Source organism: Streptomyces galbus (assembly GCF_005280195.1).
Taxonomy (GTDB): domain Bacteria; phylum Actinomycetota; class Actinomycetes; order Streptomycetales; family Streptomycetaceae; genus Streptomyces; species Streptomyces galbus.
Genome location: NZ_SZPR01000008.1, coordinates 580,553 through 605,739, shown reverse-complemented (window position 1 = coordinate 605,739; position 25,187 = coordinate 580,553). Strand labels below are relative to the sequence as shown.

The window sequence follows — 25,187 nt, the reverse complement described above, 5'->3', positions numbered from 1 at the left end:
CGGACACCGTTGTCGGCATGACGAGCCAACTCCCCAGCCCCACCAGCGCCCACCGACCCGGGCGCTCCGGCGACGACGTGGACCGGACCTTCGAGATGCGCTTCACCTCCACCCCACGCGGCGCCCGTCTCGCCCGCCGACTGGCCGCGCACCGGCTGGACACCTGGGGAATCCCGTACGGCACCGGCCGGCACGAGGAGATCGTGCTGGTCCTCGGCGAGCTGACCGCCAACGCCGTACGACACGGGCACGTCCCCGGCCGGGACTTCCACCTGCTGCTGCACGTGAGCGCGCCCACCCACACGGTCAGGGTCGAGGTCACCGACACCCGCCCCGAACGCACGCCACCTCGACCGGAAGCGCTGCGCGCCCCCGGCCCCGAGGACAGCGGTGGCCGAGGACTGCTCCTGGTCTCGGCGTTGGCCACCCGGTGGGGCTGGCACCCCCGGCCTGAGGGCCCCGGCAAGACCGTGTGGGCGGAATGCGCGGGCGCCGTGCCGGACGTTGCGGGAGACCGGCCCGCCGGTCCGAAGCGGTGACGTAGGCGCCGGGCCGGCGGCGGTGGGAGGACGACGGCCCGCCGGCGGTGGCGGAGACCTGCGCCGGCGGGCCGCGGAACAGCGCGTCAGAGGTGTCGTGCTGCCTTCCCGGACCTCTCAGATGTCCCGGAAGATCTCGATCTGCGCCCCGATCGAGTTCAGGCGCTCCGCGAGGTCCTCGTACCCGCGGTTGATGACGTAGACGTTGCGCAGCACCGACGTGCCCTCCGCCGCCATCATCGCCAGCAGGACGACCACCGCGGGGCGCAGGGCCGGCGGGCACATCATCTCGGCGGCGCGCCAGCGGGTCGGGCCCTCCACCAGGACCCGGTGCGGGTCGAGGAGTTGGAGCCGGCCGCCGAGGCGATTGAGGTCGGTCAGGTAGATCGCGCGGTTGTCGTAGACCCAGTCGTGGATGAGGCTCTGGCCCTGCGCGGTGGCCGCGATGGCCGCGAAGAACGGGACGTTGTCGATGTTCAGGCCGGGGAACGGCATCGGGTGGATCTTGTCGATCGGCGCCTCCAGCTTGGAGGGGCGGACCGTCAGGTCGACCAGGCGGGTACGGCCGTTGTCGGCGAAGTACTCGGGCGTGAGGTCGTGGTCGAGCCCCATCTCCTCCAGCACCGCGAGCTCGATCTCCAGGAACTCGATCGGCACCCGCCGCACCGTCAGCTCCGACTCGGTCACGACCGCGGCGGCCACCAGGCTCATCGCCTCGACCGGGTCCTCGGAGGGGGAGTAGTCCACGTCGACGTCGATCCGCGGCACGCCGTGCACGGTGAGCGTGGTCGTGCCGATGCCCTCGACCTTGACGCCCAGCGCCTCCAGGAAGAAACACAGGTCCTGGACCATGTAGTTGGAGGAGGCGTTGCGGATGACGGTCACGCCGTCGTGGCGGGCCGCAGCGAGCAGCGCGTTCTCGGTGACGGTGTCGCCGCGCTCGGTCAGCACGATCGGGCGGTCCGGGCGCACGGAGCGGTCGACGACGGCGTGGTACTGGCCCTCCGTCGCCGCCACGTCGAGGCCGAACCGGCGCAGCGCGATCATGTGCGGCTCGATGGTCCGCGTGCCCAGGTCGCAGCCGCCGGCGTAGGGCAGCATGAAGCGGTCCATGCGGTGCAGCAGCGGGCCGAGGAACATGATGATGGACCGGGTGCGCACGGCGGCCTCGGCGTCGATGGCCGCCAGGTTCAGGTCGGCCGGCGGCACGATCTCCAGGTCCACGCCGTCGTTGATCCAACGGGTGCGCACGCCGATGGAGTTGAGGACCTCCAGCAGGCGGTAGACCTCCTCGATGCGCGCCACCCGGCGCAGCACCGTGCGCCCGGTGTTCAGCAGGGACGCGCACAGCAGGGCCACGCAGGCGTTCTTGCTGGTCTTGACGTCGATGGCGCCGGACAGCCGGCGCCCACCGACCACACGCAGGTGCATCGGACCGGCGTAGCCCAGTGAGACGATCTCGCTGTCGAGGGCCTCACCGATTCGGGCGATCATCTCAAGGCTGATGTTCTGGTTGCCGCGCTCGATGCGGTTGACGGCGCTCTGGCTGGTGCCGAGCGCCTCGGCGAGCTGCGTCTGCGTCCAGCCCCGGTGCTGACGGGCGTCACGGATGAGCTTGCCGATGCGTACGAGGTAATCGTCTGACATGAGGTTGAGGTTATCTCAGATATGAGATGGCGCCTCTTGGGGGGTCCGTTCGGGTGACGGAACGTCAGTGGCTGCCGCCCTTGTGGGTCTTCCGCCACCCGAAAGGTCCGGGCAAATCCATCGATGTCGTACGACGTCCGGTGCTGCTGTGCGTGTGCTTGGGCCCGTTCTTGCCGCCGGTGGTGATGGACCAGGAGCGCTTGTTGATGTTCAGGCGCACTCCGGGGAGGATGCGGAAGCTCTTGCGGAAGGTGAGGGGCATTACGCCTCCTTCTCGGTCCGGTTCGGTTCGTTGGACTGCGCTTACCCCGGCTCCCGGCAATGAGGCACCCCGCCGGGCCTCACGTTCCGTCAACTCGGCCCATCCGGCCGCCTCGAGTCCGGTCGGCTGGCCGGAGTCTCAGTTGCCGGCCAGTGCGCGGTCGAGGAGGGGGAGCAGGCGGTCCCAGTGACGCCGTAGCCCGGCGGGGTCGAAGGCGTCGGTGTCGGCCATGGTGAAGCCGTGGAGGGTGCCGGGGTAGATCTCGGAGGTGTGGCTGACCCCCGCGACGTCCAGCGCCTGGTTGAGCTCGCCCAGTGCCTCGGGCGTCAGGTCGCTCTCGGCGTGGCCGAAGTGGACCTGGGCGGTGAGGCCCGCAAGAGCGTCGGGCCCGGCCGCGCCCACAGGAGCGTGGAACGCGGCGACGGCCGATACCCGTCCGGGGTGCGCCGAGGCCGTGCGCACCGCCAGGAGGCCGCCTATGCAGTAGCCGGTCACCGCGACCGGTCCGGCGGCCACCTCGGGCCGGGCGGTGAGGAACGCCAGGTAGGCGTCGGCGTCGCTCAGGGCGCGGTCGGCGGTGTGCGCCTCGATCAAGGGCATCAGCCGGGCCATGAGCGCGGGCCGGACCTCCTCCCCGATGTGCTCGGGGAGATCGATCACCGGTGCCGGGCCGTGCCGGTAGAAGAGGTTCGGGACGAGCACGCAGTACCCGTGCCCGGCCAGTTCGCGGGCCATCTCCCGCAGCACCGGACGGATGCCGAAGCCGTCCGGGTACATCAGTACCCCGGGGTGCCGCTCGCCGTGCTCCGGGAAGGCGACGAAGGCGTCGGCCCGGCCGTCCGCGGTGGTGATTCGGAGTGTCTTGGTGGGCATGGTCGCTCCTGTCGTGTTGAGGTGCCGAGCCTGTTGTCAACACGACGGAGGCGGAGCCCGCGCGGCAGTGCCGGGCCCTCGTCCGAGCAGCGGGCCCGCTCCGGCCCGTACGGCGCTCAGAGGGGCACCGGGTCACCGATCCGTGTATGGCGCGATGCCGTCCCGGTGGTCATGACCGCAGACCCTAGCCGATCGACCTCGAGGCTGTCGGCCCGTGTCGGGCTCAATGCCACGGTGCGACCCCGCCCGCGCATGACCTTCCCGCCCTCATGTACTAGAGTTATCTCGACATCGAGATATCTGCCGAGGCGCACCGCAGCCGCACGCAATCGGTCTGGCAGTAAGGGTTACCTAACTTAGCCTAACCTCAGCGCACGGGTCGAGCCGGCGTGGCGGCAGGATCGTGGTGGTACGCGCACATCAATGAAGGAGACTGTCGTGTCGGCGAACAGCTTCGACGCCCGCAGCACGCTGCAGGTGGGCGACGAGTCGTACGAGATCTTCCGGCTGGACAAGGTCGAGGGCTCCGCGCGCCTTCCCTACAGCCTGAAGGTGCTGCTGGAGAACCTGCTCCGCACCGAGGACGGCGCGAACATCACCGCCGATCACATCCGCGCCCTCGGCGGCTGGGACTCCCAGGCCCAGCCGTCCCAGGAGATCCAGTTCACGCCGGCCCGCGTGATCATGCAGGACTTCACCGGCGTGCCCTGCGTCGTGGACCTCGCCACCATGCGTGAGGCCGTCAAGGAGCTGGGCGGCGACCCGGCCAAGGTCAACCCGCTCTCCCCGGCCGAGCTGGTCATCGACCACTCCGTGATCGCCGACAAGTTCGGCACCCACGACGCCTTCGCGCAGAACGTCGAGCTGGAGTACGGCCGCAACCGCGAGCGCTACCAGTTCCTGCGCTGGGGCCAGACCGCCTTCGACGACTTCAAGGTCGTCCCGCCGGGCACCGGCATCGTCCACCAGGTGAACATCGAGCACCTGGCCCGCACGGTCATGGTCCGGGGCGGCCAGGCGTACCCCGACACCCTGGTCGGCACCGACTCGCACACCACCATGGTCAACGGCCTCGGCGTCCTCGGCTGGGGCGTCGGCGGCATCGAGGCCGAGGCCGCGATGCTCGGCCAGCCGGTCTCCATGCTCATCCCGCGCGTCGTCGGCTTCAAGCTCACCGGCGAGCTGCCCACCGGCACCACCGCCACCGACCTGGTGCTCACGATCACCGAGATGCTGCGCCGGCACGGCGTGGTCGGCAAGTTCGTCGAGTTCTACGGCGAGGGCGTGGCCGCCACCTCCCTGGCCAACCGCGCCACCATCGGCAACATGTCGCCGGAGTTCGGCTCCACCGCCGCGATCTTCCCGATCGACGACGAGACGCTGAAGTACCTGCGCCTGACCGGCCGTTCCGAGCAGCAGGTCGCGCTCGTCGAGGCGTACGCCAAGGAGCAGGGCCTGTGGCTCGACCCGCAGGCCGAGCCGGACTTCTCCGAGAAGCTCGAGCTGGACCTGTCCACCGTCGTGCCGTCCATCGCCGGCCCGAAGCGCCCGCAGGACCGCATCGAACTGTCGCGCGCCGCCGAGCAGTTCGCCGCCGACGTGCTCAACTACGTCGAGGCCGGCGTGACCGGCGGCGACGACCGCAAGCCGGGCGTCCCGCAGCAGGAGCAGCCGCACGGCGTGCAGTCCCCGGTCGACGAGGCGTCCGCCGAGTCCTTCCCGGCCTCCGACGCCCCGGCCTACGGCAGCGACGACAACGGCGCCGGTGCCCCGCAGCACTCCGCCGTCGTGGCCGGCTCCGGCCCGTCCAACCCGGTGCGCGTCACGGCCCCCGACGGCTCCACCTACGAGCTGGACCACGGTGCCGTCACGGTCGCGGCCATCACCTCCTGCACCAACACCTCCAACCCGTACGTCATGGTCGCCGCCGCGCTCGTCGCGAAGAAGGCCGTGGAGAAGGGCCTGACCCGCAAGCCGTGGGTCAAGACCACCCTGGCCCCGGGCTCCAAGGTCGTCACCGACTACTTCGACAAGGCGGGCCTGACCCCGTACCTCGACAAGGTCGGCTTCAACCTCGTCGGCTACGGCTGCACCACCTGCATCGGCAACTCCGGCCCGCTGCCGGAGGAGGTCTCCAAGGCGGTCAACGACAACGACCTCGCGGTCACCTCGGTGCTGTCCGGCAACCGCAACTTCGAGGGCCGGATCAACCCCGACGTCAAGATGAACTACCTCGCCTCCCCGCCGCTGGTCGTCGCGTACGCCCTCGCCGGCTCGATGAAGGTGGACATCACCAAGGACGCCCTGGGCACCGACCAGGACGGCAACCCGGTCTTCCTGAAGGACATCTGGCCCTCCGAGGCCGAGGTCAACGACGTCGTCGCCAACGCCATCGGCGAGGACATGTTCGCCAAGTCCTACGAGGACGTCTTCGCCGGCGACGCCCAGTGGCAGGCGCTGCCCATCCCGACCGGCGACACCTTCGAGTGGGACGCGGAGTCGACCTACGTCCGCAAGCCCCCGTACTTCGAGGGCATGGGCATGGACCCGGAGCCGGTCTCCGACATCGCCGGCGCCCGCGTGCTGGCCAAGCTGGGCGACTCGGTCACCACCGACCACATCTCCCCGGCCGGCGCCATCAAGGCCGACACCCCGGCCGGCAAGTACCTCACGGAGCACGGCGTCGAGCGCCGCGACTTCAACAGCTACGGCTCGCGCCGCGGCAACCACGAGGTCATGATCCGCGGCACGTTCGCCAACATCCGCCTGCGCAACCAGATCGCGCCGGGCACCGAGGGCGGCTACACCCGCGACTTCACGCAGGACGGCGGTCCGGTCTCCTTCATCTACGACGCCTCCCGCAACTACATCGAGCAGGGCATCCCGCTGGTCGTCCTGGCCGGCAAGGAGTACGGCTCCGGCTCGTCCCGCGACTGGGCCGCCAAGGGCACCGCGCTGCTCGGCGTCAAGGCCGTCGTCGCCGAGTCCTACGAGCGCATCCACCGCTCGAACCTCATCGGCATGGGCGTGCTGCCGCTGCAGTTCCCGGAGGGCCAGTCGGCCGAGTCCCTCGGCCTGACCGGCGAGGAGACCTTCTCCATCACCGGCGTGGAGGAGCTGAACAACGGCACCACCCCGCGCACGGTGAAGGTCACCACCGACACCGGTGTGGAGTTCGACGCGGTCGTCCGCATCGACACCCCCGGTGAGGCCGACTACTACCGCAACGGCGGCATCATGCAGTACGTGCTGCGCAGCCTGATCCGCAAGTAGGCGCACGCGGGCACACGGCCGGTCCGTCGGCCGTCGGACCGGCGGGCCGACAGGCCGGTGGACCGCCGACGGGCGCTGCCTGCAGGGCGGTCGGGGGCCGCGTCCCGGGTGACCGGGGCGCGGCCCTTCGCCGTCGGCGGACCGGCCCGGCCCCGTGCGGGCATCCGTGCGCGGGACGTTTACAAGTGCGTCGATCGGCGCTACGGTCCGCGCGGGAGGTGGGAGCGCTCCCATGCGGCGGACCGGAACCCGCCCGGGTCTGCTCCCGCCTCCTGCGCTCGGGACGGACCCGGCGGCCGATGAGCCGATCGGCCACCGGGTCCGCGAGTCGGCCGACCGGACGGGGGAGTGGGTCGGCCGAGGGGGTCCCCCGGACCGGGCGGTGCCGCGGGCGGGGGAGGGGTGCGGGGACGGCGTTGCGCGTCGACAACGTTGTCCGCGTGTGGTCGTTACCGACTGTATCACCCAACGATCACTCAACCACCATGCGGAGCACGTGAGTTGGCTCGCAGCGGACGGCAGCGCGCCCGTGCCCGCCCTGCGTCGGCAGGACGGGCACGGACAGGTCACGCGGTGCGCCGCGCGCCTACGACAGCAGCTCGGCCTCCGTCAGGCGTGCCTCCCCGGCGAACACCAGCCGGTAGTGCCGGTACGCGCCCGGGTGGGCGACCGAGAAGGCCCGGGTCTGGCGGTTCCAGGCGAACGTCTCGCCGGTGCGGTGGTCGAGGTCCGTCCACGCCGTGCCGTCGGCTGAGCCCTGCAGGGTCCAGCCGGCCGGTGCGCGGGCCGCCTCGTCGGACGTCAGGGTGTAGCGCACCGCCTCGGCCTCCCGCGCGACCGGCAGGTCGACCGTGCCCGACACGTCCTGGCCGGTCGCCGAGGTGTTGTCGAACAGGGCACCCTCGCCCGCCAGGACGTCCTGCCGGGGCGTCGGCACCTCGTCGTCCCGGGTGATCGACACCGGTGCCGCGTCCTTCCCGCTGCCCCAGGCCGACGGGCGCGGTCCCATGGTGAACTCCAGCACCGCCCCCCTGGCCAGCAGGTCGTGGGGCAGGGCGGTCGACTTCCAGGCGCGGCCGTTGACCTTCAGGCCCTGCACGTAGACGTTGCGGGTGCTGTTGCCCGGTGCCTTCACCACGAGGTCCTTGCCGTTCTCCAGGTGCACGGTCGCCTTCGTGAACAGCGGTGAGCCGACGGCGTATTCGCCGCTGCCCATCACCAGCGGGTAGAAGCCCAGCGCCGAGAACAGGTACCAGGCCGACTGCTCGCCGTTGTCCTCGTCGCCGTGGTAGCCCTGGCCGATCGAACTGCCCGTGTACAGCCGGGACAACACCTCGCGCACCTTGGCCTGGGTCTCCCACGGCCTGCCCGCCGCGTCGTACATGTAGGTCACGTGGTGCGCGACCTGGTTGGAGTGGCCGTACATCCCCATCCGCACGTCCCGCGCCTCCGTCATCTCGTGGATGACCCCGCCGTAGGACCCGGCGAACTCGGGGGAGGCGGTCTCGGGTGTGGCGAAGTAGGTGTCCAGCTTCTGTGCCAGCTTGTCGCGGCCGCCGTACAGGTTGGCCAGGCCCCGGGTGTCCTGCGGGGCGGTGAAGGCGTACCCCCAGCCGTTGGTCTCGGTGTAGTCGTAGCCCCACACCCGCGGGTCGTAGCGGTCCGACGGCACCCGCCAGGCGCCCTTCTCGTCGCGGCCCTGGAAGAACCCGGCCCGGGAGTCGAAGAGGCGGACGTAGCCGAGGGCGCGGTCCATGAAGTAGGCCGACTCCTCGGCGTAGCGCTTCTCGCCCGTCGTCCTGAAGAGCTGCTGCCCCATCCGGGCGATGCCGTAGTCGTTGAGGTAGCCCTCCAGCGCCCAGGACAGCCCCTCGTGGGTGGCGGTGCTGGTGTAGCCGAGGAACGGCGAGGTCGCCATGCCCTTGCGGCCCACGCCCGACGAGGGCGGCACCACGGTCGCGTTCTTCAGCGCCGCCTCGTACGCGGCCCGCGCGTCGAAGGGCACACCCTTGACGTAGGCGTCGGCGAACGCGACGTCCGAGGAGGTGCCGGTCATCAGGTCGGCGTACCCGGGGGAGGACCAGCGGGAGATCCACCCGCCGTCCCGGTACTGCTGCACGAACCCGTCGGTCAGCTCACCCGCCTGAGTGGGCGTCAGCAGCGCGTACGCGGGCCAGGCCGTGCGGTAGGTGTCCCAGAAGCCGTTGTTGACGTACACCTTGCCGTCGACGATCCGCGCCCCGGTGTGCGTCGGCGTGTCCGGACCGGGCATCGGCGAGAACGGCGAGGCGTACCGGTAGGTCGAACCGACCTTCTCGAAACCCGAGTTGGGGTACAGGTAGAGCCGGTACAGGCTCGAGTACAGGGTCGTGAGCTGGTCCTGGGTGGCGCCCTCGACCTCGACCTTGCCCAGCAGCCGGTCCCACTGGGCACGGGCCCGGTCCCGCACGGTCGTGAAGGCGGTGCCCTCGGGGATCTCCTGGCGCAGGTTGTCGCGCGCCTGGTCCACGCTGATCAGCGAGGTGGCCAGCCGCAGGGAGACCGTGCGGTCGGCGCCCGCGTCGAAGCGCAGGTAGCCGGTGGCGCCGCTGGACGCCCCGTCCGTCACGGGCGCGTCGAACTCGCCGTAGACGAACAGCCGGGTGGCGCCCGTCGACAGGCCGGACTTCACGTCCGAGTAGCCGCTCACCACGCCGGCCGCCCGGTCCAGGGTCAGCCCCGCCTGGTCGGTCACGTTGTCGAAGACCACGCTCGCGTCGTCCCCGGGGTAGGTGAAGCGCAGCATCGCCGCGTGGTCGGTCGGCGCCATCTCGGCCCGCAGCCCGTTCTCGAACCGCACCCCGTACAGGTACGGCCGGGCCGTCTCGTTCTGGTGCCGGAACGCCAGCGCCCGCGCCGCCCGGCCGGTGGGCGGGACGCCCGCCGCCGCGGACGGCATGAGCTGGAACGTCTGCCGGTCGCCCATCCACGGGCTCGGCTCGTGGCTCGCGCTGAACGCCTGGATCTGCGGCAGGTTGTCGGCGTTGTTGGCCCGTGCGTAGTCGTACAGCCAGCTCAGCGACGAGGCGTTGGTCACCGGCGTCCAGAAGGTGAAGCCGTGCGGCACGGCCGTCGCCGGGAAGGTGTTGCCGCGGGAGAACGAGCCGCTGGAATTGGTCCCGCGGGTGGTGAGCGCGTAGTCGGACAGGTGCGCCGCGGGCCGCTCGGGCGCGGCCTTCCGCAGGCTCACGTCGTCCAGCCAGCCCCGGAAGCGCGCCGGCCCGGCGGGGGAGTCGTAGCCCAGCAGGATCCGGTCGACCGTCTTGCCCGCGGCGACCGCACCGATCCGCGCGACCACGTCGTTCCACTGGTTGACGTACAGCACCTTGGCCGCGCCCTGTCCGCGCGGCGACAGCGGGAAGCCGTGCTGGTCCGCCGCCCCGAGGTCGCTGAGGTAGGTGCCGTCGGTGAACGCCAGGTCCACGGCGACGTTCGTGGCGTCGTAGTCGCGGTCGCCGTCGGCCATCGCCGGGAAGATGCGGTACGCCAGTTCGGTGCGGCCGGTCACCCGCACGTTCACGTCGAAGACCTTGTCGTAGGCGTACGCCCGCCCCGGTGTCGTGTGCCGGCCCGCGTAGCGCAGCGCCCGGCGGCCGGTGAACCCGGCGCCCGCCTTGGCCGTGGGGGAGCCGCTCGGTCCCCGGTCCACGACCGCCAGCATGTCCGGCGGGACCGGGCCGCTCGGGCCGCCCGTGCCCAGCCGCACGTCGGCGAGCTGGAGGATGCCCGCACCGTGGTTGGCGGTGATCTCCAGCCGCAGGTGCCGGTACGCCCCGTCCGTGGGGGTGACGGCGTACGTCTTGGTCTGGAAGCGCTCGCCGAAGCTCTCCCCGGAGCGGCTGTCCAGGTCGGTCCAGTGGGTGCCGTCGTCCGAGCCCTTCAACGTCCAGTCGGCCGGGTCGCGTTCGGCGGCGTCGTTGGCCGACGTCAGGGCGTAGGAGGCGAGCCGGACCGGCTGGTCGAGGTCGAACTCGACCCAGCCGGTCGCCGTGAAGGTGAGCCACTTGGTGCTCGCCTCGCCGTCGAGGAGGTTCTCCTTCACCTCGCCGCCGCCGGTGTTCTCGTCGTTGGCCCGTACGGCGGTGACCCGGTCGGTGACGTCACCGGGCAGGCCGCCGCCGTAGCCGCCGTCCACGCCCGAGGCGCGCTTGCCGCCGCCGGGGGCCGTCTCGGGCGTGGTGACCCAGTCGGGCGCCGGCTGTCCCGCCTCGAAGGAGGAGGCGAACTGCTGGGCGGGCAGGGCCGGCGGCGCCGGCAGGGCGGCTGCCGCACCGGGCGCGCCCACGGACATCACGAGGGCGGCCGTGATCACGGCCGCCCGGGAACCACGGAACCGTCTTCCGTGTCGCTGCATGCGCGAGCACCCTCCTGCGCGGGTCCGACAACGTTGTCCTACTCCGTTCGCAGCACTCAGTAGGGGGTCAAGTGGCGAGTGATGTCAAGGACGTTGGCAGGGGAAAGCGCTGCCCATGTCGCGAATTCTCCCGGCCCGGCCGCCGCGGGCCGGACATATTTCCACGAGGTCTCACTTCGGAAAAGACCACCGACCAACCTTGCATTCGATCTTGCTCCGCTGGCGGGAAGTGGACTATACCTGTCGGCGTTTCCTGCACGAACCAGCTTGGCCCGACCGCGGTGCCGGGAGGATCCGGTTCACCGCCTGAGTCCTGGAGAAGGCGAGGACTTGAGCATGGGATCCACGTCCGCAGAGAACCACGGCCGTCCCGGCACCGGCCGCCGCGATCTGATCAAGCGGTCCGCCGCACTCGGTCTGCTGGCCGCCCCGGCCATGGGATTCCTCTCCGCCTGCGCCAGCAGTGGCGGCGGCGACGACGAGGACAAGGCGAAAGCGGGCAAGAAGACCGCGAAGAACCCCCTCGCGGTCAACGACACCGCGAAGATGGAGTTCGTCCTGTTCGACGGCGGTTTCGGCAAGGAGTACGCCGAAGACGCGGTCAAGGTCTACGAGAAGAACTTCCCCAAGGCGAAGGTGAAGTTCGCCGCCACCCAGAAGATCCAGTCCACCCTCCAGCCCCGCTTCAACCAGGGCACCCCGCCCGACCTCATCGACAACTCCGGCGCCGAGCAGATGGACATGGGCGTCCTGGTCGGCAAGAACCAGCTCGCCGACCTCACCCCGCTGCTGGACGCCCCGTCCTACGACGACCCGAACAAGAAGGTCCGCGACACCCTGCGGCCCGGGATCGTCGAGATGGGCCAGTTCGACGGCAACCCGGTGTGGATCCTGTACTACGCCTACACCGTGTACGGCGTCTGGTACTCGCAGAAGGCGCTGGACTCGCTCGACGAGCAGTACCCGGAGACCTGGGACCAGATGCTCGCGGTGTGCGCCAAGGCCAAGAAGAAGGGCATGGCGGGCTGGACGTACGCGGGCAAGTACCCGTACTACATCCCGTTCTCGCTGTACCCGATGATCGGCAAGGTCGGCGGGCGTGAAGTCCTCGACGCCATCGACAACCTGGAGCCGGGCGCCTGGAAGCACCCCGCGGTCAAGGCGTGTTTCGAGGCGTACTACGAGCTCTACAAGAAGGGCTACGTCCTCAAGGGCACCCCCGGCCTGGACCACATCCAGTCGCAGACGGCGTGGGCCAAGGGGCAGGCGCTGTTCATCCCCAACGGCTCCTGGGTGGAGAACGAGTCGGCGAACGTCATCCCCGCCGACTTCGACCTCGCCGTCTCCGCGCCCACCGGGCTCGACAGCTCCGACAAGATGCCGTTCGGCACCATCTGGGCCTCCGGCGGTGAGCCGTTCATCGTCCCCGCCAAGGCCAAGAACGCCCCGGGCGGCATGGAGCAGCTGCGCATCATGCTCAGCGAGGCGTCGTCCAAGAACTTCACGGCCAAGGTCAAGTCGCTGACCGCGTACAACGGCGGCACCGAGGGCATCACCCTGACACCGGGCCTGAAGTCGGGCGTGGCCGCGCTGGAGAAGGCCGGCGACAACGTGGTCAACCCCCGCATCCAGGACTGGTACGTCCAGTTGCAGAAGGAGCAGATCGGGGTGGCGGGACTCGGCGAGATGATGGCCGGGCGCCTCACCCCCGCCGAGGCCATCACCAAGATCCAGGGATTCGCCGACGCGGCGGCCAAGGACTCCTCGATCAAGCACTACAAGCACCAGTAACGCACCGGGAAACTCTTTCCACAACGGCACCGGAGTGGCGATGCAGCACGGCAAGTACCGGTTCATCGTGGGGTTCCTGGCGCTGCCCCTGGGACTGTACGCGCTCTTCGTGGTCTGGCCCTTCATCCAGTCCATCTACTACTCGTTCACGGACTGGACGGGACTGAGCCCCGAATTCAAGATGGTCGGCCTGGACAATTACCGCAGGATGTTCGACGACGACATCTTCTGGAAGTCCTTGCAGCACAGCTTGATGTTCGCGGTCGTGCTGCCGGTGGTGACGATCAGCCTGGCGCTGTTCTTCGCCTTCATGATCAACGTCGGCGGGCGCGGAAGGAGGGGCGGTCCGGTCATTTCCGGGGTGCGCGGCTCCTCCTTCTACAAGATCGTCTATTTCTTCCCGCAGGTGCTGTCGATCGCCATCGTCGCGCTGCTGTTCGCCTTCGCCTACAACCCGGACAGCGGCGCGATCAACTCGGTCCTGCGGGGCGTGGGACTCGACGGCGTCCAGCCCCTGTGGCTGGGCGACCCCGACCTCGCCCTGTGGTGCGTGATGGCGGTGCTCGTGTGGTCGACGGTCGGCTTCTTCGTCGTGCTGTTCTCGGCGGGCATGGCGTCCATTCCGTCGGACCTGTACGAGGCCGCGCTGCTGGACGGGGCCGGCCGGGCGGCCACGTTCTTCCGCATCACCCTGCCGCTGCTGTGGGACACCGTGCAGTCGGGCTGGGTCTACATGGGCATCCTCGCGCTCGGCGCCGAGTCCTTCGCGGTCGTGCAGATCATGACGACCGGGCCGGGCGGGCCCGACTACTCGACCACCGTCATGGTCCTCTACGTGTACCAGAAGGCGTTCCGGGACGGTCAGGCCGCCTACGCCACCACCATCGGCGTCGCCCTGCTCGTCGTCACGCTGGCCTTCGCCGCCGTCGTGATGCGGCTGGGCCGTCGCGAGCGGCTGGAGTACTGAGCATGAAGACGACCGAGAGCCCCGCCCCCCTGCCGGCGCAGTCCGGTGCGCCGGTGACGAAGGCGGACGCGCCCGTGGACCGGCCGCCGCGGGCGCGCCGCGAGGGCCGCGTGCTGAACGTCTTCTCGCACGGCGTGCTGGTCCTGTGGGCGGTGATGGTGGTGCTGCCGCTGGTGTGGGCCGTGATGACGTCGTTCAAGGACGACGCCTCCATCTTCGGCTCGCCCTGGGCGCTGCCCGACCGGCTGCACTTCGACAACTGGGCGCGGGCCTGGACCGACGCCAACATGAGCGACTACTTCCTCAACACCGTGCTGGTGGTCGGGGGCTCGCTCATCGGCACGCTGGTGCTCGGCTCGATGGCGGCCTACGTGCTGGCCCGCTTCGACTTCCCCGGGAACCGGTTCATCTACTACCTGTTCGTCGGCGGCATGAGCTTCCCGATCATGCTCGCGCTGGTCCCGCTGTTCTACGTCGTCAACAACATGGGCCTGCTGAACACCATCCACGGGCTGATCCTGGTCTACATCGCCTACTCGCTGCCGTTCACCGTCTTCTTCCTGACGGCGTTCTTCCGCACCCTGCCGACGTCGGTGGCGGAGGCGGCGTTCGTGGACGGCGCCTCCCACACCCGGACCTTCTTCCAGATCATGCTGCCGATGGCCAAGCCGGGCCTGATCAGCGTCGGCATCTTCAACTTCCTCGGCCAGTGGAACCAGTACATGCTGCCGACGGTGCTGAACACCGACCCCGACAAGAAGGTCCTCACCCAGGGCCTGGTCCAGCTCGCGGTCAGCCAGGGGTACAAGGGAGACTGGTCGGGGCTGTTCGCGGGCCTGGTGATGGCGATGCTGCCGGTGCTCGGCGCGTACATCGTCTTCCAGCGGCAGGTGGTGCAGGGGCTGACCGCGGGGGCGCTCAAGTAACGCCGGCCACTCCGCGGCCGTCCGCAGCCGTCCCGCACGGGACGGCACCCTTGCCTTCAACCTCCGTCGCCCGCGTCGGCGGACCCCCGTCAAATCCCTCCATAGCACCGCACACCACCCCCGCCGGGAGTCGCCGGAAGAACCGCTTCCGCCACACCGTGAAACCGCTCCCACACGCACCGCGACCCTCGCGGGCGCGGACGTCCGCATGCGCGGAAACTGTTCAACCTCTTGACGGGAGGCGCCCCGGACGGCTCAGCTTAGAGTTCACTAGTTGGACATAGACGGGGTCTCATCGAAGCGGCCCCGCGCGCAGGAGGTCGTCGTGGAGACTCCGGGGTCGCAGTCGTCGCTGCACCGAGCCAACCTGGAGCGGGTCGTACGAGCCGTCCGGCTGGCCGGATCCCTCACCCAGGCGGAGATCGCGAGGACCACCGGCCTGTCCGCGGCGACCGTCTCCAACATCGTCCGTGAACTCAAGGACGGCGGAACGGTCGAGGTCACGCCTACGTCGGCGGGCGGCAGGCGGGCGCGCAGCGTCTCGCTCAGCGGGGACGCGGGCATCGTCATCGGCATCGATTTCGGCCATACCCACCTGCGGGTCGCCGTCGGCAACCTCGCCCACCAGGTGCTCGCCGAGGAGTCCGAGCCGCTCGATGTGGACGCCTCCTCCGCGCAGGGCTTCGACCGGGCCGAACGGCTGGTCAGCCGGCTGATCGAGGCCACCGGTGTGGACCGGGGCAAGATCGCCGGCGTGGGGCTGGGCGTGCCCGGCCCGATCGACGTGGAGTCCGGCACGCTGGGCTCCTCCGCCATCCTGCCGGGCTGGATCGGCACCCGGCCCGCCGAGGAGCTGCGCGAGCGGCTCGGCGTGGCCGTGCACGTGGACAACGACGCCAACCTCGGCGCCCTCGGCGAGATGGTCTGGGGCAGCGGCAAGGGCGTGCGCGACCTCGCCTACATCAAGGTCGCGAGCGGCGTCGGCGCGGGCCTCGTCATCGACGGGAAGATCTACCGCGGGCCGGGGGGTACTGCGGGAGAAATAGGACATATTACACTCGATGAATCCGGCCCTGTCTGCCGTTGCGGTAACCGGGGCTGCCTGGAGACCTTCGCGGCTGCGCGCTACGTGCTGCCGCTGCTCCAGTCCAGCCACGGCACCGACCTCACCATGGAGGGCGTCGTACGGCTGGCCAGGGACGGAGACCCGGGCTGCCGTCGGGTGATCGCCGACGTCGGCCGCCACATCGGCAGTGGAGTCGCCAATCTCTGCAACCTGCTGAACCCGAGCCGGGTGGTCCTCGGCGGTGATCTCGCCGAGGCCGGTGAGCTGGTGCTCGGGCCGATCAGGGAGTCAGTGGGCCGCTATGCGATCCCCAGTGCGGCGCGGCAACTGTCCGTTCTCCCGGGGGCACTTGGCGGCCGTGCGGAGGTGCTCGGAGCGCTCGCCCTCGCGCTCAGCGAGATGGGCGATTCGACGCTTTTGGACGGCTCCCTCACGGCTGCCGCACCCGCCTTCACTTAGAGAACGAATGACGCCGTTGCCATCTCGTTAAGTATTTACTTCTTGACGTCGCACGTGTGGCCGAGTTGACTTCCAGCCACCTCGGCCGCAGCGTTGCGGCCCTGTCAGGGAGGCACAACCCAATGAACGCAACGATGCGTAGAGTCGTGATCGGCGCGACCGCCGTCTCCATGGCCCTGTCGATTGCCGCGTGCGGCAAGGCGGGCGACGACGACAACGACTCCGGCAGCGGCAAGAGCAGCTCCGGCGGTGGCAGCAAGTCCATCGGCCTGCTGCTCCCCGACAGCGTCACCGCCCGCTACGAGAAGTTCGACAAGCCGTACTTCGAGGCCAAGGTCAAGGAGCTGTGCTCCGACTGCAACGTCGAGTACGCCAACGCCGCGGCCGACGCCAACAAGCAGGCGCAGCAGGTCAGCACCATGGTGACCAAGGGCGTGAAGGTCATCGTGATCTCCGCCCAGGACTCCGCCGCGATCAAGTCCTCCATCAAGGCCGCGGTCGACAAGGGCGTCAAGGTCGTCGCGTACGACCGTCTGGCCCAGGGCCCGGTCTCCGCGTACGTCTCCTTCGACAACGTCAAGGTCGGCGAGCTGCAGGGCCAGGCGCTGCTGCAGGCGATGGGCTCCAAGGCCAGCCCGTCGGCGAACGTCGTCATGATCAACGGTGACGACGCCGACCCGAACGCCGCCCAGTTCAAGGAAGGCGCCCACAAGGCGCTGGACGGCAAGGTCAAGATCGCCTACGAGCAGTCCGGCCTGTGGAAGGACACCGTCGCCGCCGAGAAGATGTCGGCCGCGATCACCCAGCTCGGTGCGAAGAAGATCGCCGGCGTCTACTCCGCCAACGACGGCATGGCCGGTGGCATCGCCAACACCCTGAAGGGCGCGGGCATCAGCACCATCCCGCTGACCGGTCAGGACGCCGAACTCGCCGCCATCCAGCGGATCGTCGCCGGCACCCAGTCCTCCACGGTCTACAAGGCCTACAAGCCGGAGGCCGACACCGCCGCCGAGCTCGCGGTCAGCCTCCTGCAGGGCAAGGACATCAAGTCCACCGCCTCCACCGAGGTCACCAGCGGCTCCGGTGACAAGGTGCCCGCCAAGCTGCTGACCCCCGTGTCGGTCACCAAGGCCAACATCAAGGACACGGTCGTCAAGGACGGTCTCTACACCGTCGCGCAGATCTGCACCGCTCAGTACGCCTCCGCCTGCAAGGCCGCCGGCCTGCAGTAAGGGCACACCCCGCCGGCCGGCGGTCCCCGTGACCGCCGGCGGCCCCGCGAGACCCCTCCGACGCCCGCCCCGCCTTCAACCCCGCTGCGGGGCGGGCGTCGGATGGAGCCCGTTGCCAAGTGCGGCGGAATCGCGCATGTTCATCCTGTAAACCTCGTGCGTCACGGCCGCCCGCCCCCGCGGACGGCGCGTCGCGCAGATCCCTCCGCGCAGTCCCACGCGCGGCATCCCCGCCGGTCAGGCGGCGAAGGAGATGGTTCACGTGTCCGCTACGCCCGTGCTGGCGTTGCGCGGAGTCTCCAAGCGATTCGGTGCGGTGCAGGCACTCACCGACGTCGATCTGGAGGTCCACGCCGGAGAAGTCGTCGCCCTGGTCGGCGACAACGGCGCAGGAAAGTCCACCCTGGTCAAGACGATCGCGGGTGTGCACCCCATCGACGACGGCGTCATCGAGTGGGAGGGCAACGCGGTCAGCATCAACAAGCCGCACGACGCCCAGGGCCTCGGCGTCGCCACCGTCTACCAGGACCTCGCGCTGTGCGACAACCTCGACGTCGTCGGCAACCTCTACCTCGGTCGTGAGCTGCTGCACCGCGGCGTCATCGACGAGGTGACGATGGAGAAGAACGCCCGCGAGCTGCTGTCCACGCTCTCCATCCGCATCCCGAGCGTGCGCATCCCGATCGCGAGCCTGTCCGGTGGCCAGCGCCAGGTCGTCGCCATCGCGCGCGCCCTGATCGGCGAGCCGAAGCTGGTCATCCTCGACGAGCCCACCGCCGCCCTCGGCGTGGAGCAGACCGCGCAGGTCCTCGACCTGGTGGAGCGGCTGCGCGAGCGCAACCTCGCCGTCATCCTCATCAGCCACAACATGGCGGACGTCAAGGCGGTCGCGGACACCGTCGCCGTCCTGCGCCTGGGCAAGAACAACGGCTCCTTCCCCGTGAAGGACACCAGCCACGAAGAGATCATCGCCGCGATCACGGGTGCCACGGACAACGCCGTGACCCGTCGTGCGGGGCGTCGCACCACGGAGGCGGCAAAGTGAGCGACACGTCCAGGACCGTGAAGAGCGACTCCGGCCCCGACAAGGGCGTCAGCGTCGACAAGGCCGCGGCCACCACCGCTCCCGCCGACGACCCCACCGCCGCCGGCGTGCCCGTCGTCGACCCGCGCCTGCTGGTCCGTGAAGAGGGCCTCAAGGGCTACGTCACGGAGTTCAAGCGCAAGATCAAGGGCGGCGAGCTGGGTTCGCTGCCGGTCGTCCTCGGCCTCATCATCATCTGGGCCATCTTCCAGGCGAAGAACGACCGCTTCCTGAGCGCCGACAACCTCTCCGACATCAGCTTCTTCATGTCGGCGACCGGCATGCTGGCCATCGGCCTGGTCTTCGTGCTGCTGCTCGGCGAGATCGACCTGTCGGTCGGTTCGGTCAGCGGCCTGGCGTCCACCCTGTTCGCCGTGTGGGTGGTCGAACACGGCATGAACGCCTGGCTTGCGCTGGTCCTCGCGATCGCCACCGGCGTCGCCATCGGCGCGCTGCACGGCTGGTTCTTCGCCAAGATCGGCGTACCGGCGTTCGTCGTCACCCTGGCCGGCTTCCTCGGCTGGAACGGCCTGATGCTGTGGCTGCTCGGCTCCAGCGGCACCATCAACATCCCGTCCGACGACGGCCCCGTGAAGCTGTTCGGCCAGAGCTCCTTCTTCATGGACCAGGCCATCATCGGCGCCTACCTGCTGGCCGCCCTCGGTGTCGTGCTGTCCCTGATCGGCAACTTCGGCGAGCAGCGCCGCCGCCGGGCCGCCGGTGTGCCCTTCCGCCCCACCGGTGAGATTCTCTTCCGCGTCGGTCTGCTGGCGCTCGCCTCGTTCATCGCGGCCGCCGTGCTGAACAACGCGCAGGGCGTCTCCAACGCGCTGGTGATCTTCCTCGCCGCGCTGGTGATCGTGGACTTCGTGCTGCGTCGTACGACCTACGGCCGCAAGGTGTTCGCCGTCGGTGGCGGCATCGAGGCCGCGCGCCGTGCCGGTATCAGCGTGCCCATGGTCCGGATCAGCGTGTTCGCCATCTCCGGCGGCTTCGCCGCGCTGGGCGGCATGTTCTTCGCCGGCCAGACGGCGTCCGCGACGCTGAGCGCCGGCGGCGGCAACACCCTGATGCTGGCGATCGCCGCCGCGGTCATCGGCGGTACGAGCCTCTTCGGCGGCCGTGGCTCCGTGTGGTCCGCGCTGCTCGGCATGCTGGTGATCCAGTCGATCACCACCGGCCTGAACCTGCTGAACATGAACACCTCGATCCAGTACATGATCACCGGTGGTGTTCTGCTCGGCGCCGTGGTCATCGACTCGGTCTCCCGCCGCAGCCAGAAGGCCGCGGGCCGCGCGTAACGGCCCACGCCCCAGCCCGTCGGTCCCACCCCCAGCCGTGCCCGGTGCTTCCACGCGCCGGGCACGGCTGTGTCTCGGGCCCCCTCATCCTGGGTACGGCCGATCGCGTGACCTATGACCAACGGGCCGGGGACCGACCGCCGGGACGGAACATTAGACTCGACAAGCCCGGCAACAGCTCGATCAGCTCTACTGCAAGGAGGCACGGGTGCCGCTGCTGACCCGCATCACGGGACCGCGCGATCTGGACCGGCTCAGCCTGGAGGAGCTGGACCAGCTGGCAGGCGAGATCCGGACCTTCCTCGTCGACGCCGTCTCCAAGACCGGTGGCCACCTCGGCCCCAACCTCGGCGTCGTGGAGCTGACCATCGCCCTGCACCGCGTGTTCGAGTCGCCGAAGGACAAGGTGCTCTGGGACACCGGCCACCAGTCCTACGTGCACAAGCTGCTCACCGGCCGGCAGGACTTCTCCCGCCTGAAGATGAAGGGCGGCCTGTCCGGTTACCCCTCGCAGGCCGAGTCCGAGCACGACGTCATCGAGAACAGCCACGCCTCCACCGTGCTGGGCTGGGCCGACGGCATCGCCAAGGCCAACCAGCTGCTCGAGCGCGACAGCCACGTCGTCGCCGTGATCGGTGACGGCGCGCTGACCGGCGGCATGGCCTGGGAGGCGCTGAACAACATCGCCGAGGCCAAGGACCGCCCGCTGGTCATCGTCGTCAACGACAACGAGCGCTCCTACGCGCCCACCATCGGCGGCCTCGCCAACCATCTGGCCACGCTGCGCACCACCGACGGCTACGAGCGCTTCCTGGCCCGCACCAAGGACATCCTGGACCGCACCCCGGTCGTCGGGAAGCCGCTGTTCGACACCCTGCACGGCGCCAAGAAGGGCCTGAAGGACTTCATCGCCCCGCAGGGCATGTTCGAGGACCTGGGCCTGAAGTACGTCGGCCCCATCGACGGCCACGACATCGAGGCCCTGGAGTCCGCGCTGGCCCGCGCCAAGCGCTTCGGCGGCCCGGTCATCGTGCACTGCCTCACCGAGAAGGGCCGCGGCTACCAGCCCGCCCTGCAGGACGAGGCCGACCGCTTCCACGCCGTCGGCAAGATCCACCCCGACACGGGCCTGCCGATCGCCACCTCCGGCGCCGACTGGACGTCCGTCTTCGGCGAGGAGATGGTCCGCCTCGGCGAGGAGCGCGCGGACATCGTCGCCATCACCGCCGCCATGCTCCAGCCGGTCGGCCTCGACAAGTTCGCCAAGCGCTTCCCCGACCGGGTCTACGACGTCGGCATCGCCGAGCAGCACGGCGCCGTCTCCGCGGCCGGCCTCGCCCACGCGGGCGTGCACCCCGTCTTCGCCGTCTACGCCACCTTCCTCAACCGCGCCTTCGACCAGGTGCTGATGGACGTGGCCCTGCACAAGTGCGGCGTGACCTTCGTGCTGGACCGGGCCGGGGTCACCGGCACCGACGGCGCCTCCCACAACGGCATGTGGGACATGTCGATCCTCCAGGTCGTCCCGGGCCTCAGGCTCGCCGCCCCGCGCGACGCCGACCAGGTCCGCGCCCAGCTCCGCGAGGCCGTGGCGGTGGAGGACGCCCCGACCGTGGTCCGCTTCTCCAAGGGCGCCGTCGGGCCCGCCGTGCCCGCCGTGGGGCGGGTCGGCGGCATGGACGTGCTGCGCGAGCCGGGCACCGACCGGCCCGACGTGCTGCTGGTCTCCGTGGGCGCGCTCGCCCCCATGTGCCTGGAGGTCGCCTCCCTGCTCGACCGGCAGGGCATCTCCACCACCGTGGTCGACCCCCGCTGGGTCAAGCCCGTCGACGAGGCCATGGCGCCGCTCGCCGAGCGCCACCGGGTGGTCGTCACCGTCGAGGACAACTCCCGGGTCGGCGGCGTCGGCTCCGCGATCGCCCAGGCCCTGCGGGACGCCGGGGTGGACGTGCCGCTGCGCGACTTCGGCATCCCGCCGCGCTTCCTGGACCACGCCTCGCGCGCCGAGGTGCTGGCCGAGATCGGGCTGACCGCGCCGGACATCGCGCGCCAGGTCACCGGCCTCGTCTCTCAGCTCGACGGCCTCACCCACTCCCGGCTGCGTACCGACGGCGCGGCCCAGGCGGAGCCCGCCCGGGACTGACCCCACACCGTCCGCCGCTCCGGAGGGCCGCTTGCACCATCACCGAGGGTGGTGAAAGCGGCCCTCTCGCGTGAAGGAGCGCGCGCCGGGGCATACGGAATACCACCCTCTCGATCATGTCGAGGACGACACAGCGTGGGAGGTAAGCCCGTGAGCAACACCTTCTTCCGGACCAAGAACATCGAACAGTCCATCCAGGACACCGAGGAGCCCGAGCACGCCCTCAAGAAATCCCTCTCCGCGCTGGACCTGACCGTCTTCGGCGTCGGCGTCGTCATCGGCACCGGCATCTTCGTCCTCACCGGCACGGCCGCCAAGAACACCGCGGGACCCGCCGTCTCGCTGTCCTTCGTGGTCGCCGGCGTGGTGTGCGCGCTCGCCGCCCTGTGCTACGCCGAGTTCGCCTCGTCGGTCCCGGTCGCCGGCTCCGCGTACACCTTCTCCTACGCCTCGCTGGGCGAGCTCCCGGCCTGGATCATCGGCTGGGACCTCGTCCTGGAACTGGCCCTGGGGACGGCGGTGGTCGCCGTCGGCTGGTCGGGTTACATCCACTCGCTGCTGGACAACGCCGGCTGGCACCTGCCGGCCGCGCTCAGCGGCCGCGACGGTGCCTCCGGCTTCGGCTTCGACATCCTCGCGGCCGCGCTGGTGCTGGTCCTCACCGCGATCCTCGTCGTCGGCATGAAGCTCTCCGCGCGCGTCACCTCGGTGGTCGTCGCCATCAAGGTGGCCGTCGTCCTGGTCGTCATCATCGCGGGCGCGTTCTTCATCAAGGGCGGCAACTACGACCCGTTCGTCCCGAAGGCGCAGGCCGTCGAGGCGGGCGGCAACCTCAAGGCGCCGCTGATCCAGCTCATGTTCGGGTGGGCCCCGTCGAACTTCGGGGTCATGGGCATCTTCACCGCGGCGTCCGTGGTGTTCTTCGCGTTCATCGGCTTCGACGTCGTCGCCACCGCCGCCGAGGAGACCCGCAACCCGCAGCGCGACGTGCCGCGCGGCATCCTCGGCTCGCTGATCATCTGCACCACGCTGTACGTGGCCGTGTCCATCGTGGTGACCGGCATGCAGAAGTACACCAAGCTGTCGATCGACGCCCCGCTCGCGGACGCGTTCAAGGCCACCGGGCACCCCTGGTTCGCCGGTCTGATCAGCTTCGGCGCGGCGGTGGGCCTGACCACGGTGTGCATGATCCTGCTGCTCGGCCAGTCCCGCGTGTTCTTCGCGATGAGCCGCGACGGACTGCTGCCGCGCTTCTTCTCGCACACCCACCCCACGTTCCGCACGCCGTACCGGTCGACCATCCTGCTGGGCGTCATCATCGCGATCGTCGCCGGCTTCACCAGCCTCAGCGAACTCGCCGAGCTGGTGAACATCGGCACGCTGTTCGCGTTCATCGTCGTCGCGATCAGCGTGATCCTGCTGCGCAGGTCCCGCCCCGACCTGGAGCGGTCCTTCCGCACCCCGTGGGTGCCGGTCGTGCCGATCGTGTCGGTGCTGGCGTCCCTGTGGCTGATGCTGAACCTGCCCGCCGAGACGTGGCTCCGGTTCGCGATCTGGATGGTGATCGGCTTCGCGGTCTACTTCCTGTACGGCCGCAAGCACAGCCGCCTTGCCCTGCGCGAGAAGACCGAGCAGGGCGTCTGACCCCCTGGGGACCCTACGGGCGTACGGCCCTGGGCCCCGTCACCTCCGCGCCCAGCTCCGTCACCCGCCGGCGCAGTTCCCGGTCCGCCGTCACCACCAGGCGGCGGCGGCCGGGGGAGCGGGCGACGAGGTCGACCATGTGGTCGTCGCCGCTGCCCGGCGCGGACTCCACCCGCACCCCCGGCACCGACGCCACCCCGCGCGCGGCCCCCTCCACCACGAGCACGATCTCCACCGGCCCCTCGTGCCCCGGCAGCCCCCGCGCCGCCAGCAGGTCGCGCAGCCGCTCCGCGGCGCCCCGCCGGTCCCGCCACCACCCGTCCGGCACCGATCCGACCACGTTCGCGCCGTCGACGACGACCAGCAGGGCCGCGTTGTCCTCCATGCCCCCAGCGTCCCACGCCCCCGCACCGCACCGTGACCCCGCGCACGCCCTGAGTGCACCCCGTGCACCGTGCCGGCGCGGCCGCCGCCCTACAGTGGGCGGGTGAACGGCGACTGGCTCGTACGGGGCCGCGACGGGCGGCTCTGCGTCTACCTCACCTCCGGCGAGGCCGTACTGTGCCGCGCGGAGCACCTGCCCGGCGGCACCTGGCGGCCGGCCCGCCGGGCCGGCGGCGAGCAGCGGCTCCACCCGGTCCTCGCGGTCGGCCAGGGCGCCGACGCGTACGCCCACCTGGTGTCCTGGCGGCCCACCGTGCCCGGTGAGTCGGGCCTGGTGCACTCCACGCACTTCCGCCCGCTGCTCGCACCCCTGGACTGGGTGCCGATCGGCCATCCGGACAAGAAGGGCGACCGCACCGGTGTGCCCGCCGTCGCCGTGGACGCCGAGGGCCGCGCCCACGTCTTCGTGCGCAACGCGGGTACGGGCCTGAGCATGGTCGCCCAGAAGGAGCGCGGTGGCTGGGACCCGTGGCGCGACCTGAAGGGCTCCGGCGTGCAGGGGCCGCCCGTCGCCGTCACGGGGGAGTCGGGGCGGGTGGAGGCGTACGCGGCCACCGACGACACGCTGCTGCACTGGCGGCAGGCGGAACCGGCCGTACCGCCCGCACGGGACGACACCGCGCGTGCGGCGGCCCGCCCGGGCACCCTGCGGGCCCTGGCCACCTCCGCGGGGCGCACCACCCTGTTCTTCACCGACGCCTCCTCCGGTGAGCTGTGCGCGTGGCGGCCCGGCGGCGCCCCCGTGCCGCTGCTCCATGCGGCGGGCCCCGGCCGCGTGGCCGCGGTGCGCTGCCTGCTGGCCGGCCGGGACAGCACCGTGCTCGCCCAGCGCGCGGCGAGCGGCCGCGTCGCCCTCGCCGCGTACCCCACCGAGGAGGAGGGCGCCGGCGCCTCGTGGACCGAGCACGGACCCGGGCTCCCGCCGGACGCCGAGGTGGCCCTCACGCTCGACCACGCCGACCGGGTGACCGTCGCGGCCCTGGAGCCCGCCACGGGCCGCCTGCTCGTCGCCCGCGCCCGAGACGACGGGCCGGGGGTAGCCCCGGGCCCGTGGCAGGAAGCCTGACCCGGGGGTGGCTCGGCACACGACGAGGGCCCCCGCTGATGGCGGGGGCCCTCGGGTGCTGCCGGTGTGCGGACGGC

General features: G+C 70.5%; 17 protein-coding genes. 12 read left to right on the top strand and 5 right to left on the bottom strand.

What is annotated here, in order from left to right:
- Nucleotides 1-17: 17 nt before the first annotated feature.
- Nucleotides 18-539: an ATP-binding protein gene (locus tag E4U92_RS07125; protein WP_137299385.1), complete on the top strand. Its 522-nt coding sequence runs from the start codon at nucleotides 18-20 to the stop codon at nucleotides 537-539.
- A 117-nt stretch (nucleotides 540-656) separates the two neighbouring features.
- Here E4U92_RS07125 and E4U92_RS07120 read toward each other — a convergent pair whose 3' ends face one another.
- From E4U92_RS07120 to E4U92_RS07110, 3 genes are all read right to left on the bottom strand, one after another.
- Nucleotides 657-2,186: a helix-turn-helix domain-containing protein gene (locus E4U92_RS07120; protein WP_137299384.1), complete on the bottom strand. Its 1,530-nt coding sequence runs from the start codon at nucleotides 2,184-2,186 to the stop codon at nucleotides 657-659.
- A 64-nt stretch (nucleotides 2,187-2,250) separates the two neighbouring features.
- Nucleotides 2,251-2,448: a DUF4236 domain-containing protein gene (locus E4U92_RS07115; RefSeq protein WP_137299383.1), complete on the bottom strand. Its 198-nt coding sequence runs from the start codon at nucleotides 2,446-2,448 to the stop codon at nucleotides 2,251-2,253.
- Nucleotides 2,449-2,586: 138 nt separating this feature from the next.
- Nucleotides 2,587-3,321 carry a dienelactone hydrolase family protein gene (locus E4U92_RS07110; protein WP_137299382.1) on the bottom strand — a complete coding sequence of 245 codons (735 nt, stop codon included), beginning with the start codon at nucleotides 3,319-3,321 and terminating at the stop codon, nucleotides 2,587-2,589.
- A 438-nt stretch (nucleotides 3,322-3,759) separates the two neighbouring features.
- Between E4U92_RS07110 and E4U92_RS07105 the strand changes: the two genes are divergently transcribed.
- On the top strand, nucleotides 3,760-6,594 hold the full coding sequence (locus E4U92_RS07105) for an aconitate hydratase (RefSeq protein ID WP_137299381.1): 2,835 nt from the start codon (nucleotides 3,760-3,762) through the stop codon (nucleotides 6,592-6,594).
- Between the two features lie 586 nt (nucleotides 6,595-7,180).
- Here the strand turns inward: E4U92_RS07105 and E4U92_RS07100 are convergent.
- Entirely contained in the window at nucleotides 7,181-10,924 is a 3,744-nt protein-coding gene (locus E4U92_RS07100; protein ID WP_373311461.1) for a GH92 family glycosyl hydrolase, read from the bottom strand.
- Between the two features lie 399 nt (nucleotides 10,925-11,323).
- On the opposite strand from E4U92_RS07100, the gene ngcE reads away from it, so the two are divergent.
- The 9 genes from ngcE to E4U92_RS07055 all read left to right on the top strand — a co-directional run bounded on the left by ngcE (nucleotide 11,324) and on the right by E4U92_RS07055 (nucleotide 23,600).
- Nucleotides 11,324-12,778, top strand: coding sequence for an N-acetylglucosamine/diacetylchitobiose ABC transporter substrate-binding protein (gene ngcE, locus E4U92_RS07095; RefSeq protein WP_137299379.1), 1,455 nt, complete (start codon nucleotides 11,324-11,326; stop codon nucleotides 12,776-12,778).
- Nucleotides 12,779-12,818: 40 nt separating this feature from the next.
- Nucleotides 12,819-13,745 (top strand): carbohydrate ABC transporter permease, encoded by a 927-nt coding sequence (locus E4U92_RS07090; RefSeq protein ID WP_137299378.1) that lies wholly within the window; start codon nucleotides 12,819-12,821, stop codon nucleotides 13,743-13,745.
- 2 nt (nucleotides 13,746-13,747) lie between these two features.
- Entirely contained in the window at nucleotides 13,748-14,671 is a 924-nt protein-coding gene (locus E4U92_RS07085; protein ID WP_137299377.1) for a carbohydrate ABC transporter permease, read from the top strand.
- Nucleotides 14,672-14,996: 325 nt separating this feature from the next.
- Nucleotides 14,997-16,196, top strand: a complete 1,200-nt coding sequence (locus E4U92_RS07080; RefSeq protein ID WP_137299376.1) for an ROK family transcriptional regulator — start codon at nucleotides 14,997-14,999, stop codon at nucleotides 16,194-16,196.
- Nucleotides 16,197-16,330: 134 nt separating this feature from the next.
- Nucleotides 16,331-17,428 carry a sugar ABC transporter substrate-binding protein gene (locus E4U92_RS07075; RefSeq protein WP_137299375.1) on the top strand — a complete coding sequence of 366 codons (1,098 nt, stop codon included), beginning with the start codon at nucleotides 16,331-16,333 and terminating at the stop codon, nucleotides 17,426-17,428.
- A 253-nt stretch (nucleotides 17,429-17,681) separates the two neighbouring features.
- Complete coding sequence (locus E4U92_RS07070) at nucleotides 17,682-18,473, top strand: ATP-binding cassette domain-containing protein (protein ID WP_137299374.1); 792 nt, start codon at nucleotides 17,682-17,684, stop codon at nucleotides 18,471-18,473.
- On the top strand, nucleotides 18,470-19,813 hold the full coding sequence (locus E4U92_RS07065; protein ID WP_137299373.1) for a sugar ABC transporter permease: 1,344 nt from the start codon (nucleotides 18,470-18,472) through the stop codon (nucleotides 19,811-19,813). Before E4U92_RS07070 ends, E4U92_RS07065 begins: the two co-directional genes overlap by 4 nt.
- A 208-nt stretch (nucleotides 19,814-20,021) precedes the next feature.
- Entirely contained in the window at nucleotides 20,022-21,956 is a 1,935-nt protein-coding gene (gene dxs / locus E4U92_RS07060; protein WP_137299372.1) for a 1-deoxy-D-xylulose-5-phosphate synthase, read from the top strand.
- A gap of 150 nt (nucleotides 21,957-22,106) precedes the next feature.
- A complete protein-coding gene (locus E4U92_RS07055) occupies nucleotides 22,107-23,600 on the top strand; it encodes an amino acid permease (RefSeq protein ID WP_137299371.1) in 1,494 nt (497 codons plus the stop codon).
- 13 nt (nucleotides 23,601-23,613) lie between these two features.
- On the opposite strand, the gene E4U92_RS07050 is transcribed toward E4U92_RS07055, so the two are convergent.
- Nucleotides 23,614-23,985: an NYN domain-containing protein gene (locus E4U92_RS07050; protein ID WP_137299370.1), complete on the bottom strand. Its 372-nt coding sequence runs from the start codon at nucleotides 23,983-23,985 to the stop codon at nucleotides 23,614-23,616.
- Nucleotides 23,986-24,087: 102 nt separating this feature from the next.
- On the opposite strand from E4U92_RS07050, the gene E4U92_RS07045 reads away from it, so the two are divergent.
- A complete protein-coding gene (locus E4U92_RS07045) occupies nucleotides 24,088-25,110 on the top strand; it encodes a DUF8189 domain-containing protein (protein WP_137299369.1) in 1,023 nt (340 codons plus the stop codon).
- Nucleotides 25,111-25,187: the final 77 nt, after the last annotated feature.

Excerpts from the sequence above, each read along its gene's own strand:
- E4U92_RS07125 (WP_137299385.1), top strand. The coding sequence starts at position 18 with ATGACGAGCCAACTCCCCAGCCCCACCAGCGCCCACCGACCCGGGCGC.
- E4U92_RS07120 (WP_137299384.1), bottom strand. The coding sequence starts at position 2,186 with ATGTCAGACGATTACCTCGTACGCATCGGCAAGCTCATCCGTGACGCC.
- E4U92_RS07115 (WP_137299383.1), bottom strand. The coding sequence starts at position 2,448 with ATGCCCCTCACCTTCCGCAAGAGCTTCCGCATCCTCCCCGGAGTGCGC.
- E4U92_RS07110 (WP_137299382.1), bottom strand. The coding sequence starts at position 3,321 with ATGCCCACCAAGACACTCCGAATCACCACCGCGGACGGCCGGGCCGAC.
- E4U92_RS07100 (WP_373311461.1), bottom strand. The coding sequence starts at position 10,924 with ATGTCCGTGGGCGCGCCCGGTGCGGCAGCCGCCCTGCCGGCGCCGCCG.
- ngcE (WP_137299379.1), top strand. The coding sequence starts at position 11,324 with ATGGGATCCACGTCCGCAGAGAACCACGGCCGTCCCGGCACCGGCCGC.
- E4U92_RS07090 (WP_137299378.1), top strand. The coding sequence starts at position 12,819 with ATGCAGCACGGCAAGTACCGGTTCATCGTGGGGTTCCTGGCGCTGCCC.
- E4U92_RS07085 (WP_137299377.1), top strand. The coding sequence starts at position 13,748 with ATGAAGACGACCGAGAGCCCCGCCCCCCTGCCGGCGCAGTCCGGTGCG.
- E4U92_RS07075 (WP_137299375.1), top strand. The coding sequence starts at position 16,331 with ATGCGTAGAGTCGTGATCGGCGCGACCGCCGTCTCCATGGCCCTGTCG.
- E4U92_RS07070 (WP_137299374.1), top strand. The coding sequence starts at position 17,682 with ATGGTTCACGTGTCCGCTACGCCCGTGCTGGCGTTGCGCGGAGTCTCC.
- E4U92_RS07050 (WP_137299370.1), bottom strand. The coding sequence starts at position 23,985 with ATGGAGGACAACGCGGCCCTGCTGGTCGTCGTCGACGGCGCGAACGTG.